Origin of the sequence: Vibrio sp. 1874 (assembly GCF_033344395.1) — a bacterium.
In the GTDB taxonomy this organism is placed as follows: domain Bacteria; phylum Pseudomonadota; class Gammaproteobacteria; order Enterobacterales; family Vibrionaceae; genus Vibrio; species Vibrio alginolyticus.
This window is the reverse complement of sequence record NZ_JAWPOR010000002.1, coordinates 672,174-685,911: the sequence shown is the minus strand read 5'-3', so window position 1 is coordinate 685,911 and position 13,738 is coordinate 672,174. Positions and strand designations below refer to the sequence as shown.

The following is a 13,738-nucleotide window of genomic DNA, read 5'->3' as shown; positions in this document are numbered from 1 at the left end:
TTTTTGATTTGTTAAGGTCTTAGTTGCATGCTACAACTTAAAGCCAACTTGAAGTCAATGGGGAATAATATGGATATTGCAGAAGTGGTTAGAAAATCAGGATTGCCGACTTCAACGCTCAGGTATTACGAACAGCTGGGGTTAATTCGCTCGATAGGAAGGAATGGATTGAGACGCCAATATTCATCAGAGGTACTCAATACACTCAATTTAATTAGTTTGGGGCGTATCGCTGGAATATCGCTTAACGAAATGGCAGAAATGTTGAATCAATCAGAAGTTTCAAAGCCATATATCGATCGTGACTTACTAACGAAAAAGGCACTTGAGATTGATGAGCAAATAAAACGTTTGAAAGCGGTGCGAGACAGCCTAAACCATGTTGCCACCTGCCCTCATGAGTCACATATGGACTGTTCTTCATTTCAGAAGCTTATGAAGGTCGTAAAGCGTTATGTCCCCCAAAAACAGAGATAAACCGCTCTCACTACCTTCCTATTCTTGATTTAAAAGGAAGTAACTCGCGGTTGTGAGTTACTTCCTTTCATATTACTTAGCTTTCGCTTTTACGTACTTCTTCACTTTTTTCATCGCCATTTTTTGCTTTAACGGTGAAAGGTAATCAATGAACAAGTTACCAGATAGGTGATCAATTTCGTGCTGCATCACAATCGCCAAGAACTCATCGCTCTCGATTGTAATCGGGTTGCCATCACGGTCTAGTGCAGAAACAACAACTGACGTGTAACGCTCTACATCTGCGTAGTACTCAGGAACAGAGAGGCATCCCTCTTGACCAAGTGCTTTGTTTTCTCCGCTCACCACTTCTGGGTTAACCAAGATTAAAGGATCATTGCGTTCGTCAGAGATATCGATGACAACAACCGCCTCTTTTCTGCCTACTTGGGTTGAAGCTAAACCGATACCATTGCCCGTTGCGTAAAGTGTTTCTAGCATATCGTCTATCAGCGTTTGTACTGTCGATACATCAGTGACTTTTTCTGCTTTTACTTTAAGCCTTGGGTCTGGAATGGAGAGAATTTCGAGGACTGCCATACTTACCTTTCATATCTATAAATCGTAATTCGTGGCGAATTATACACACGTTTCTCGATACATAAACCTGCTAAGCTATCTTGCGTACAAGGCATAAACCATTAACTCAAACGACAACACAATAAATGGGGTTGCCTTTTAGACAAAAAATCCTACAAACAGGAAACTAAAACGCCAGCACATTATGGCTGGCGTCTTGTCATGATCCTAATTGAATCGTTTGTTGTATTTTATCTACTGACTTTCCTTGGCTTTGAGTAATACTCTAATCGCCATTTTCTCACCACTTTTTAAAATTAAGTAGGCGATGCCAATCGTTATTAGCATTATGATAGCAATAAAAATACTTACCCCACCGAGCTCAGATAATAAATAAAACGGAGAAATATCTAACGACATTAAGATAAGAGAGAACACTACCAAACTTGCTAAAGTCCACAGTAAAACAGCATACCATCTTGTTTTTGATGGCATTACATCTCCAGTCTTGTAGCCGAAGTAATAACCAACACTCATGGCTGGGATTAACGTGCTAAGAAAGCCTGTACCACTCATTTCTATCCCAACAATATATTCAATGGCCAACAGCAATGCAGCCCAACAAACGGACGCCAGACACAACAGAGACGTAACAAGAAGTACCGATGGTGGCTGGTTTATTTCTGATTCTGAATAGTTATTTTTTAATTCCACTTTCATTTCTTTCCATTTATTTGAATAAAATAAGCGTTTTAGATCATGCTTCCGCTTGGACAACCTAGAGAAACAACACCACAAGAAATACAACTTGTAGCTTTTTAAATAGTTTTATTTTCATTTAACCTAGATTCCAACTAACTGTTATTTTTTAAAACTAAACCCTCTCTCTCAAATTGTATATTCAATAAGTTTACTCATATGGGCCTAGTGCAACCATGTTAATACGTTCTATGTATCAGAAACAATTCATTTATTTCCAATGACACTAGTGAGATTATGCGACGTGATTGGAATCTCACTTAAGTTTTCATGGACCTATCGCGCTGAAAATTGAATCCTCTACCTGTCATAGAATAAAAAGCCGTCAAAACCAGTTGGTTCTGACGGCTTTTTATTTTCTATTACACACTCGATTATTGTTGCAGATTCGCTGTGGCTTCTACTGCTTTGTAGAAGTCCAGCACTCTCTGTTTGAGGTTCGATTAAAACCCTATAAAACATTAAGCCGCAATATTAATTGAGTTGTTCTATATAGCGATTCAGCTCTACCGCATATGTTTTTTGATCAATCGCAGTGTCACCTATTTCTTCATCTAGAAATCCAAGTAGCATTTGTGCACCACCTTCACCATTATTTAACGCTTGCGTCAAGTAATAGGCTGAAAGCACCTTATTTTCAGGTAAACCACAGCCATCATCATACAAACATGATCCTAAATAAAATTGTGCACTAGCCAACCCATCATCAGCAGCCTCTGAGATTAAAGAAAAGCCCCGCTTAACATCCATGACTTTTGGCTCTTTCAGAAGGATTACCCCTAAAAGCTCTTTACTATGAACATCATCCACTTCGATAGCTTTGATCAATAAAGACTTTGCTCCTTGCACATCACCTTGTTCATAAAATTTATTTGCTTCGCTGTACAACTGCTCTGGAGCTTCTCGGTTCTTAGTTAGGAGGCTTTCTGTCGTTTTAGTTGCCTCAAACTTTGACGTAGTATCGTTACATGCCGTAACAAGGAGCACTACGAATAAAACGTTAACAATTCTCATGTTATTCCCATGTACATTTGATAAACAAGACTGCTGTCGAGTATGAATCGTCATACTGACCGCTTACAATTTGAAACTTTGTATTGATCGGAGCTTTAGCACTAGCTTCACACATATTGGCAATTTGACCACGAACATAAGCACTCGAATCAAAGTTATACTTGTCTTCTTGAGAAATTATACTTGCTAATGAAACTCTAGATATTTGAGGAGCTTTCCCATATTCCCTTTCGACTTTCAAATACTTCACATTAACAATCAAAATGCAGCCAGATGATTCTAGATTTGCATTGTGTACTCGATTAGCTAGTACTCTAACGTTTTGTCGGATAATATCAAAGAGAAGCATAGCTCTGCCTTTCTGGTGAGAAGCGCGCTTTGACTTGCTCAAAGTTTTGCTGGTATTGCGCTTGTTTAAGTGTGTGTTTCATTCCTTTGAAGCCAAACTCTGTCCAATTGGAATTCTCCAACAACTGACCAGTGAGATACGTCATCCAATACGCTTTGATGGTGTGTCCAAAATCATTGTGTTTCGCATCTGGCATCATTACCGCTTTGTGGTGTATCGCGCCATAAAAGCGCTGCTCTTTGTCGGAGTGGTAGTTATCCAGCATCACTTGCGTCAGCCACTCCAGATCTTGTTTCCACTTGGCTTGCGCTGGTTCTGGTAAAAATGGCGCCGTTAACAACAGGTAGCCATTAATTTGGTCAAGTTGAGCGACTAGCTCTTGCTGCTTCGCACTTTCCCCATCACCGTCTTTCAAAACCCAAGCCAGACCGCGATCATCGCTTCGTCGGTATTGTTTAAATATAAACGCTTGCTGGTCGATAAGCGCTTGTTCGACCTTTGGATCTTGAGTCAAGTAGTAGTACATCGCCAAACCCACTAAGGCGTAAGCTTGGTCTTGAGAAGTTCGTTGTTGCCACTCCATCCCCGGTTTCCCACTACGCGTAAAGCTCACAAACCCGCCGTTTTTCTCATCTTGTTGATGATCAATCAGGTAATAAGCCCCTTTCTTTGCCAGCTCTAATGCTTGCTTGTCACCCGTAAGATGAAAAAGTACGCCATAAGCGTAAGTTTGGCGCGATTTCATGCGGGTGTACTCGCGATCGAAGTGCGGGCTAATCCACCCTTTGTTTAATTCTTCACACGGCTTTTGTGGGTCGAGAATGACACCGTTATCACAACGAAAAGTCGGAAAATTCCCCGCAGGTTGCCCATGCGCGCTTTCCATCATCCAATATGGGGCTAGGCCATTCGTCACATGGTTTAACCAATCATCCCCCGAAGGCAGGCCTACATCAGCAAAGCTGTTCATACTCATCGTTGCGAGCAATAAGGTAAGATATTTAAAAGACATAATGCTCAATTAAGTTATTGAATTTTATCCAGTATAAATAACTCCCTTTACGCATATTGTTGTCGTGCTCACAATCGCCTTACGCATTTGTTTGCGTCAATCATCTTTCAGCCTCGTTCGATGACTGAGCCGCGAATAAACGCTACTCTGTCTTCGACTGACATTTTGGGCACTTCGATCAATTGATAACCAAATTTGTGATAAGCGTTGACCATCTGTTGATACGTAGCCACCGCTTCAGAAAAATCTTGCTTTCGCTCTTCGTCGTTGCTGAATATCGATGCCCAAGGTGGAAAAATGAACACTTGAGAATGATAACGAAGCGTCTGGCAATGCGTGATGAGCTCATGCGAGATTGGCAGTTGTTCCAACTTACTGTAGCCATATACGTCCGCAATACTGCGATCAAAAAACACATTCCCTTGGTGGACATTGAAAGCTCGGTAATTGCTCACTTCTGCCTTCATCATTTCGTCTCGAAAAGCTTGTTTGTCATTCCAAGGTAATGCTGAACCGTGATTGGCAACCTGCGTTTGTATCACGTGACGACCGGTTTCTGGCGCGCAGATAAAGCCTTGTGTTTTTAGCTGTTCGATTACCGAAGTTTTCCCTGCACCGGGACCACCAGTGAATACGATGAGTTTATTCAAAATTGTTTCCTTATTTTTTGTTTGAGTGAAGTAATGCGTATACAGCCAAGAAAATGGGCATCATCTGGCGTTTGAAATTGGCATTTGGCACGCCAGCGTTAAGCGAGATCGGTAGTGGGAAATTTGGGGGAATAGAACTGGGCAGTGAAGAGATATACAAAGTAAGAACCGAAACGACGTGTTCATCGGTTATGGAAAACGGAGGAATTTTGAGCGAACCAAACGTACCCAAAATATTGGGTTAGGAAATGGTGCGATTGGTTCTGCTGGTTAACACGTCAATTGGATATCTATATCAAGAAAATGGCACCTAAGCCTAAGAACGCAAAGAAACCGACGACATCGGTAACGGTCGTCAATACTACCGAGCCAGCCACGGCGGGGTCAATGTTAAACTTCTTCAACGTGAATGGTATCAACGTACCCGATGCCGCGGCCGCCAAACTATTGAGGAAAATGGCACAGCAAATAATAAGTGCCAATGGCCAAGAATCAAACACCATATAAACGACACCCGCGATCACCAATCCCATAATTAAACCATTAATGGTGGCGATTTTTAATTCCTTATTCACCAATAGCTTCAAGTTACTTTGGTGCAAGTGGTTTAGTGCGATACCTCGAATGGCCACCGCTAAGGTTTGGCTACCCGCGATGCCGCCCATGCTCGCCACGACAGGCATTAAGATCGCAAGCGCAACGACCTGCTCGACCACATTATCAAAAAGCCCAATGATGGCGGAGGCTACGAAAGCGGTCAGCAAGTTAATCACCAACCAAAGTGCTCTTAGCCTTGTCGCCACGCTTAATGGTGTGAACAAATCTTCTTCGCTTCGTACGTTTTCTGCCACTACGGCTTGTAGGCTGAGTTCGCGCAACGTAATCGCAATGGTCGCCATCGACAAGACGCCCATAATTTTGCCACCAGCCATGATAGGAAACCAATGTGCTCCACCATCAATCGAGACTTGTTTGCTGACGCTTTGAATCGTTTGAATATCTTCTAGAATTGGCGTAACTACGGTCAAGTCGGTAAGTTTGATATGATTCTCGTGCAGCAACAGGGTTTGCGGCTCTATCGTACCAATCACACCACTTGCATCACGCACAATAATCAACCGCACTGGACTTTGCCCGCGTTTTAGCAGCTCGGTTTTGATGCCTCCTACGCTGTTTTTAGGGTTTGCGACCAGAAAGTGAGGCTCGGCATAACGTCCAACTTTGTTGTCTTCATACGACAATGCTTGTTGGATATGCGCGACAGACTCTTCACTTTGATCAATAAGGTATTCATCTACAAACTCGGTCGGTAGAAAGTCCGCAAAGATGATCAGTTCTGAATCCTTTATGTACGTCAAGCGTTCATGTTGTAAGTCTTTATTGAGTGATTGATGAATGTGCTTGGCGGTGTCGTATCGGAGCAAATTTAATACCGTCCAATACTTCTCAGGCGGCACTGCTTCTATGACACGTTTACGGTAAGCAATGTTGACCGACTCCAAAATGTTCGCAATCTGTGCTTCTTGATAGTCTTTCAAAAAGCTCAAGTCTTCGGTCGATTCTATCGCTTTAATGATCTCAGCAAGCAAATGTGGCACTTTGCGGTTAATTTGCAATTGGTTGGAATCTATCATTACTTTTACCTATAGCTTTCACTACCACATTCGCCGCATTGACGATATGTGCTATCCGAAGGCATGAATTCTTGATGTTAAAATTCTAGGCGATAGTTGACTTAATTGCGGAATTTATATTTCGCTCGCAGAAACAAAACGCCTCTGCATCAGTTCATGGTATAGACTTGAATGTGTGTCAGGCTCATTCGCCTTGTTTGATAATGGAGTAATCAATGGCACCTGTATTTTTTCTGACTCAGCAGGCCGCCTTACCAAGTCGTAAGGTGCTTCGTAAAGTGATTCAATTTTCGACAGCGCTGGCCCAGCCTATTGTAGTTTTAGTGGAAGACCATCGCCGAAGTGAAGATCACGCATTCGCTCATTTTCTCAGTTTCAACTCTGACCATATAGAAAAAAGACAAGCTGAGTTTGAAGCTTGGACCTTAAAGTTCAACGCATTAATTTTCGAATTTTGTGAAGAAGAAGAGCTTGAAATACCAACGCTCTCTTACGAGCATTTCAAAGGGAGCCATTGGGTTGAGCAAGTTGCGAAACGACTTGTTGACCACACTGACTTACTGCTCGTGGGACACTTTAACAAACACGAGATTCAAACGATGCTCACAGAACTAGCACAACAAGATTGCGACTTGTTGCTACTGAGTGAGCGGTCATGGCCTTCTCACGCCAACATGCTTTGTGCAATCGACCCACTTCATCGAGGGGATGAAAAGTCGATAGTAGATAAAGCCATCGTCTCGCGAGGCTCAAAATTAGAACAAACCTTAAGCGGGAAAATGACGCTCGTTTACTGCCGATACGTCGCACCATACCTCTCTCGCTATCGTGCAGAGATATTAAGCAATCAAAAAGCAGGCATTACAGATTTTATTAGTGCGCAAAAGTTAACGCGAGTTCCATTACTATTACCGGAAGGAAACCCTGAAACGGCGTTACCAAAAGCAGTTAAGCAATCACAAGCGGCGATTTTGATTATGGGGGCATGTAAACGAAGCATGTCATCTCAATTTTGGTCTGGCAGCACTGTAGACACGTTACTTGATCAACCACCTTGTGACCTACTGTTGGTCAACAGTTCCAAGGGCTGACTAGGTATTCCCTATTAACCAACCCTTTCAATACCAAGCGCAGTTATTGGCTCTTTACATCTTCTAACTGCGCGGCTTCATACTCTGCGTTCAAGGCTTGTTTCTGCTGCTGTTTTATCTCATCCCAACTGCGTCCCGACTCAATCGCAGATACACGCTGATCGTATTTGTTGCAGGCTCTTTCGAGTACTTTCTCAGGATCTATGCCCTTTTCTCTTTCCAGCGCTTTTAATACGTTAAGATAGTTCCACAACACATCGCCTAACTCGTCTTCCAAATGACAAAGGCGATCCTCACGAATCTCTTCGCGGACTTCATCAACTTCTTTGCCAATGGCCTCCAGATAAGTCTCTACGCCTTTAAACCAAGTGTTGGTTTGGTCATATTGAGATTTTCTCGTCGCAATTGCATACAGCTCATCAAATTTCTTCATTGCCTCTCCGTAGAACACGTTTTTATTTATGCCTTTTTAGGACGAATAAACTTCCCTTTAGCCGTCACTCTAACTTCGCTATTGACCCGCAATTGAGCCACCAGTTGATATATACCGCGTCGTTCACCTTCACAGTGTGCAGTAATCGTGACTCGATCATCTAACTGAATAGGTGCATGGTAGCGCACATCCAACTGCGCCGTAAGGGCTTGAATGTCTCTAGATAACAAACAATGCGTCATTGCACCATCGAGAAGCGAACTGGCAATACCACCATGCAACAGGTCTGTGTAACCTTGATGACGCGGTAAAACGTGAAACTCTCCGACAACAGAACCATCGGCTAGGTATTGGTAGTTCACGGCCAAAGAGTTCGGATTCACATTAATTGAAGAACAAACCGCACATTGATGATGAGACTCGTGAGTGTAATGACAGTAGCTGTTTGTGGACATGATAGTTACTCGGTTTCTCAAAAGAGTAATTAGCATATGCCAACAATTAAAAAGAAACGGCGAGTAATCTTTGTTTGCATGTTGCAGGGCCAGCAACCTCGCTTTTCATAACACTAAATAATCATTTTAATAATTAACGATAATTTCCAGTTTATTTAGAGTGGCGATATGGTTTGCATAGTGATTACGCAACGTTATGAAAAGGCGACTTATGAAGCTTCTCCACACGATGATCCGTGTAGCTGACCTAGACAAATCTATCGAATTTTATACAAAAGTTCTGGGAATGAGTGTTTTGGATCGTTTTGAAAACCAAGAATACCGTTACTCACTGGTGTTTGTTGGTAACCCTGATCAACTAGATGGCGCGACCATCGAGCTAACTTATAACTGGGATACCGACAGTTACGACTTGGGTAACGCATTCGGACACATGGCACTGGGGTCTGAAGATATTTACGCCGCTTGCGAAAAAATTAAAACGCTTGGTGGCAACGTTACTCGCGAGCCAGGTCCAATGAAAGGCGGAGAAACTCACATCGCGTTCATTAAAGATCCCGATGGTTACCAAATCGAACTCATCCAAACTCAAAAATAACGAGGTTTCCTATGACAGACGCATTATTTCAACCCATTCAACTTGGCTCTCTCTCATTAAAAAACCGTATCGTTATGCCTCCGATGACGCGCTCTCGTGCTTCTCAACCAGGTAATATCGCTAACGATATGATGGCGACCTACTATGCTCAACGTGCTCAAGCGGGCCTAATCGTTGCTGAAGGCACACAAATTTCGCCAATGGGTCAAGGCTATGCATGGACACCAGGCATTTACAGCCCAGAGCAAATTGCTGGCTGGAAAAGGGTAACTAATGAGGTGCACGAGAATGGCGGCACTATCTTCGCGCAATTGTGGCACGTTGGTCGCGTGACTCACCCTGATAACATTGGCGGTGAGCAACCTATTTCTTCTTCTGCGCTAAAAGCAGAAAACGTGAAAGTATTTGTCGATAACGGCACAGACGAACCGGGTTTTGTCGACGTGGTTGAGCCACGTGAAATGACCAAACAAGACATCAAGAACGTTATTGAAGAGTACCGCCAAGCCGCCCTAAACGCGATAGAAGCCGGATTCGATGGTATCGAGCTTCATGCAGCGAATGGCTACTTGGTTAACCAGTTTATCGATTCTGAAGCGAATAACCGCACCGATGAATACGGTGGCTCTATTGAAAACCGTCTGCGTTTTCTTGGTGAAGTGATAGAAGCGATGACGCAAGCTATTGGCGCTGAGCGTGTTGGTGTTCGTCTTGCACCATTCACTTCGTTAAATGGCACCGTTGATAGTACGCCAGTCGAAACCTACACCGCCGCTGCAGCGCTGCTTGATAAACTCAATGTGGTTTACATTCACATTGCAGAAGTAGATTGGGACGACGCGCCAGACACTCCGCACAACTTTAAAACCGCAGTTCGTGAGGCGTACAAAGGTACACTGATTTATGCCGGTCGTTACAACGCTGAAAAGGCGCAACACGCGATCGAAAGTGGTTTAGCTGACATGATTGGCTTTGGCCGTCCGTTTGTTGCAAACCCAGACTTACCAAGCCGCATCAAGCATGGCTATCCACTGGCAGAACATGACCCTGCCACATTGTTCGGCGGCGGTGAAAAAGGCTTAGTGGACTACCCTGCGTATCACGCGGGTTAATTCATCTACGTAAAGCTGATTCGCAACTCGCGACAAACCAATAGCTAACCCAAAAGAACCTTGCTCTTCCCCCTGTGACGCCAAGATGCAGGGTTCTTTTTAGGCAAGCCACCAGAATTAACGTCTTTGACAAGATGTACAACCTCGGCACGCAGAGCGCGTCGTTTTACTGAGCAAACGGCGTTGTACTTTACAGTAAGCATTCTTTAAAGCACGACGACCTAAAAACCAATCATCCGGTTTAGTGAGGATTAAGTAGCCGTTAAACCTCTTAACCAACTCGGTTCGGTTGTTTTCGATAAATCGGCTATCAAACTCGATGTCGAAGTAATCCAAAGCCTCTTCGATACAAGTAAAGCTGGCAATTTTTTCCTGAATCGTATTCTCTGTCATCGTTTCTTTAGCGTAATCATTTTCAATGAAGTCTAAGTGCCTCGCGCTTTACGTTCTTTGATTTAGCTCTTCTTAAGATCATTCTTTATGGGGTTTCCATATTGAAATTCAATTTGGGAATTCGTTAACCCACCTAGCATTTTCATTTTGACAATCACTTTAAGGTACTGATTTAAATAAACATTATTTCTGGTTCATATTTTGCTCTACTTCATTAAACGGAATGTTGGAGCAACACGATATGACTTACAGAGCAGAAGTAGACGGATTAAGGGCGATTGCTGTCACGTTGGTGATTTTGTTTCATGCAGGAGTTGAGCAATTCGCTGGTGGCTTTATTGGCGTCGACGTGTTTTTTGTGATCAGCGGCTATTTGATCACCACCATCGTGATTAACGACTTAGAAAACCAGAAGTTCAGCCTTGGTGATTTTTATGAGCAACGCATTCGTCGCATACTCCCCCTCTTACTGGTGGTGATCGCCGTCAGCTATTTGATGTCTTGGTGGCTATTTTTGCCGCAAGCACACAAAGACGTTGGTCAATTTGCAGTGTCTTCCATTCTCTCTTCATCCAACATTCTTCTGTATTTGAAAGGCCACAATTACTTCGGTTTAGAAGATCAAGCCAACCCGCTGTTCCACACATGGAGCTTGGGCGTTGAAGAACAATACTACATTGTCATTCCTTTGCTACTCATGCTACTCGCTCGTGGTAAAAACGCGTTTTACCTGACTTTTTTCATCGCGGTATTTGCGCTGAGTTTGATGACTATTGTCTATACGAGCAACGATCCTGATTTCGCCTTCTACATGATCTTCTCTCGTGCTTGGGAACTGGCAACCGGTTCATTACTCGCATTAGTGATGAGAAAAGTCCAAGTTCAATCTAACGATACGCTGGCAACCATTGGCATCGTTTTGATATTGGCTTCCGCGCTTTTGTTTGAAAAATCGCAAGATGGCGCGGGCACTACGCTGCTGGTGCCGGTCATCGGTAGCGCGTTGGTGATTTTGTTTGCCTCTAAAGACAATGTCTGCGGTAGATTACTGAGCCTAAAGTGGGTCGTGTTCGTCGGCTTAATCAGCTACAGCTTATACTTGTGGCACATTCCATTATTTGTCTTTTACCGCTACATGTTGGACACAACACAAGACATCAATATCCCACTTTACGTTGTCACTCTTTTTGTACTTTCTTACTTCACTTGGCGCTTTATTGAAAAGCCGTTCCGTAGCCGAAAAGCCATGAGCATGCGCACTGTGTCCGCGGTTATTGTGTTGTTGACGTTGCCCTTGCTAACGCTCGGCGTTATCGGTCATCAAAACGGTGGTTTTCCAGAAAGAAGCGCATTTTTCGAGGCCATGCGCGTTAACAACGGTTATGGTTTAGATTGCAACGGCAACACCAACGTTAACGATGTGTGCTCGTCTGCGCCGCAGCCCGCCATCGCTGTGTTAGGCAATAGTCACAGCATGGTTTACGTGAAGCGTCTATCCGAAGTAACACCAACTGGCGTGGTGCAACTTACTCAAGATTCCTGTGCGGTCGGTTATGTCGACATCCTAGAAGCTGCTGGCTCAATTTCTTGCCGACAGTTCTTCAATGAGGCTGTCGATACAATTCTAAGTACCCCTTCCATTCGTCGCGTTGTTATCTCTTCTAATTTCAATAAAGAGCTTTCACAAGCCGATTATGAAGCATCATTAACCAAATTATTGAATGAACTGAAAGGAAAGGAAGTGGTCGTTTTCGGTCCAACCCCTTCTGCACCGTTTGCGGTAGGAGAATGCCTTTGGAAAGCGCGTTTGTTTGGCGAGACAGAAGAGTCTGCCTGCGACTTTTCTCCCAAACAACATCACCCTCAAAACGTGGCGAAGTTAGTGAACTACTTTGAGCAATTTGAGCACGTTGAGTTTGTCGACTTGACCGATGCCATTTGCAGAAATGGCGTATGTCGAATGAGAGTTGGAGCAAACAATGCGATGTATACGGATGACAGCCATTTATCTTACAAAGGTGCTGAGTTGGTGCTTGGGCATTACCTCAACACTACAAATGAAGCGCAACAGTTCACTTACGATCGACAATAACCAAGGAAATAAACTTTTATGCTTCAGCGCTTATCTCAGGTAAGCGCTGAATGCTTTAAAGCAAGACAAAGCTAGGCGTCTATTTGAAAATGCGCGGATCAAACGCGAAATCGAGCTTTTCGGCTTTCTTGATGATCTCTTTCATTTTGGGATGATTTGGATTCACCACGTAGTTTTTATCACGAGGTGAAATCGTTGAAGGCACTTGCAGCGCGGCAAACTCAGGATGAGGATCATTGAGAAACTGGTCACCAATGTACTGCGTAGACTCGCTCGCCGGTATTGCTCGCCACGTCACAGGGAGATCTTCTTCATCTAAGGTGGCGATGAGGTATTCTGGCATTTCAATACGATATAAATCGTAAAGTTTGGTGATAGCAGGATCGTTGTTTACGTGAACAAACACTTCCAACGAGCAAAGGGATTCCGATTCAGAGAAATAGAGGGCTTCGGTTCCTTTTGAGTTCCATCGCCCTCCAAATAACTTTGCGCCAACGGGGCTGAATGGCGTGTCAGCAAATTTCTTTTGTGTGAGACGATAGAGCTTCATATTACGAGAATACCCCGTGCTCTAAACGGCCGATCAAATCTTTTACGATTTCAAAATCCACCGTGGTCGAGACCATATCAAGTGGACGTTTTCCACCTAAGCCATACACATTCTCTCTCATCCATTTTAACGCGCGCTCTTCGTCGTCAAACAGTTCTGTCGCGAGTTTCAATAACATCGCTAATCGATAGATTGCATCACTTTCTTGCGTATTGAAGCGCTCATCGTTTTTTAGACGACGCTTGACCGTGCTGACAGGTATCAATGTGACGTTTTGAAACTCACTCTGAGAAAGCTTCACACGCTCAACAATATTGCGATACACCTTTGGCTCAAAGCCTTTGTGAACCGCATCAGTACGACCTGTTTCAGCGTCTTCAATACCCAACATAAACCAGAAATTGGCTTTATGAGGTTGTTTCGGTTTGAAGCTTTTTAATGCTGCAGTTGCCATATCAAGCTCCTATGGTTCATATGGTCCAGTTATTATGGTTCAAATGAGCTTAACTTTCAATCAAAGTAAAAAGATAGGTAAAGAAAAAGGCGAGCTTTTCGCCCGCC

15 protein-coding genes and 1 pseudogene are annotated in these 13,738 nt (G+C 43.5%); 5 read left to right on the top strand and 11 right to left on the bottom strand.

Going from position 1 to position 13,738, the window contains the following annotated elements:
- Positions 1-69: 69 nt before the first annotated feature.
- Positions 70-477, top strand: coding sequence for a helix-turn-helix domain-containing protein (locus R8N46_RS06935; RefSeq protein ID WP_169644070.1), 408 nt, complete (start codon positions 70-72; stop codon positions 475-477).
- 72 nt (positions 478-549) lie between these two features.
- Here the strand turns inward: R8N46_RS06935 and def are convergent, their stop codons facing one another.
- The 6 genes and pseudogenes from def to R8N46_RS06905 form a co-directional block, all read right to left on the bottom strand.
- Complete coding sequence (gene def / locus R8N46_RS06930; RefSeq protein ID WP_017635324.1) at positions 550-1,056, bottom strand: peptide deformylase; 507 nt, start codon at positions 1,054-1,056, stop codon at positions 550-552.
- A gap of 234 nt (positions 1,057-1,290) precedes the next feature.
- Complete coding sequence (locus R8N46_RS06925; protein ID WP_017635325.1) at positions 1,291-1,755, bottom strand: ABZJ_00895 family protein; 465 nt, start codon at positions 1,753-1,755, stop codon at positions 1,291-1,293.
- 513 nt (positions 1,756-2,268) lie between these two features.
- Positions 2,269-2,808, bottom strand: coding sequence for a tetratricopeptide repeat protein (locus tag R8N46_RS06920; protein WP_064354738.1), 540 nt, complete (start codon positions 2,806-2,808; stop codon positions 2,269-2,271).
- A 353-nt stretch (positions 2,809-3,161) separates the two neighbouring features.
- A pseudogene (locus R8N46_RS06915) lies at positions 3,162-4,169 on the bottom strand (AGE family epimerase/isomerase); the annotation flags it as partial.
- 107 nt (positions 4,170-4,276) lie between these two features.
- Positions 4,277-4,819, bottom strand: a complete 543-nt coding sequence (locus R8N46_RS06910; RefSeq protein WP_181881315.1) for an AAA family ATPase — start codon at positions 4,817-4,819, stop codon at positions 4,277-4,279.
- A gap of 290 nt (positions 4,820-5,109) precedes the next feature.
- On the bottom strand, positions 5,110-6,453 hold the full coding sequence (locus R8N46_RS06905; protein ID WP_115386618.1) for a magnesium transporter: 1,344 nt from the start codon (positions 6,451-6,453) through the stop codon (positions 5,110-5,112).
- Between the two features lie 215 nt (positions 6,454-6,668).
- On the opposite strand from R8N46_RS06905, the gene R8N46_RS06900 reads away from it, so the two are divergent.
- Positions 6,669-7,544, top strand: coding sequence for a universal stress protein (locus tag R8N46_RS06900; protein ID WP_115386617.1), 876 nt, complete (start codon positions 6,669-6,671; stop codon positions 7,542-7,544).
- A gap of 43 nt (positions 7,545-7,587) precedes the next feature.
- On the opposite strand, the gene R8N46_RS06895 is transcribed toward R8N46_RS06900, so the two are convergent.
- Complete coding sequence (locus tag R8N46_RS06895) at positions 7,588-7,977, bottom strand: MazG nucleotide pyrophosphohydrolase domain-containing protein (protein ID WP_115386616.1); 390 nt, start codon at positions 7,975-7,977, stop codon at positions 7,588-7,590.
- Positions 7,978-8,003: 26 nt separating this feature from the next.
- Complete coding sequence (locus R8N46_RS06890) at positions 8,004-8,432, bottom strand: PaaI family thioesterase (protein WP_017820983.1); 429 nt, start codon at positions 8,430-8,432, stop codon at positions 8,004-8,006.
- 211 nt (positions 8,433-8,643) lie between these two features.
- On the opposite strand from R8N46_RS06890, the gene gloA reads away from it, so the two are divergent.
- Positions 8,644-9,030: a lactoylglutathione lyase gene (gene gloA, locus R8N46_RS06885; RefSeq protein ID WP_115386615.1), complete on the top strand. Its 387-nt coding sequence runs from the start codon at positions 8,644-8,646 to the stop codon at positions 9,028-9,030.
- Between the two features lie 11 nt (positions 9,031-9,041).
- A complete protein-coding gene (locus tag R8N46_RS06880; RefSeq protein WP_115386614.1) occupies positions 9,042-10,142 on the top strand; it encodes an alkene reductase in 1,101 nt (366 codons plus the stop codon).
- A 117-nt stretch (positions 10,143-10,259) separates the two neighbouring features.
- On the opposite strand, the gene R8N46_RS06875 is transcribed toward R8N46_RS06880, so the two are convergent.
- Positions 10,260-10,535, bottom strand: coding sequence for a nitrogenase-stabilizing/protective protein NifW (locus R8N46_RS06875; protein ID WP_115386613.1), 276 nt, complete (start codon positions 10,533-10,535; stop codon positions 10,260-10,262).
- A gap of 241 nt (positions 10,536-10,776) precedes the next feature.
- On the opposite strand from R8N46_RS06875, the gene R8N46_RS06870 reads away from it, so the two are divergent.
- A complete protein-coding gene (locus R8N46_RS06870) occupies positions 10,777-12,627 on the top strand; it encodes an acyltransferase family protein (RefSeq protein ID WP_213972205.1) in 1,851 nt (616 codons plus the stop codon).
- A gap of 79 nt (positions 12,628-12,706) precedes the next feature.
- Here R8N46_RS06870 and R8N46_RS06865 read toward each other — a convergent pair whose 3' ends face one another.
- Positions 12,707-13,177, bottom strand: coding sequence for an RES family NAD+ phosphorylase (locus R8N46_RS06865; RefSeq protein ID WP_005376497.1), 471 nt, complete (start codon positions 13,175-13,177; stop codon positions 12,707-12,709).
- Position 13,178: 1 nt separating this feature from the next.
- Positions 13,179-13,631 (bottom strand): antitoxin Xre/MbcA/ParS toxin-binding domain-containing protein, encoded by a 453-nt coding sequence (locus R8N46_RS06860; RefSeq protein WP_005376498.1) that lies wholly within the window; start codon positions 13,629-13,631, stop codon positions 13,179-13,181.
- Positions 13,632-13,738: the final 107 nt, after the last annotated feature.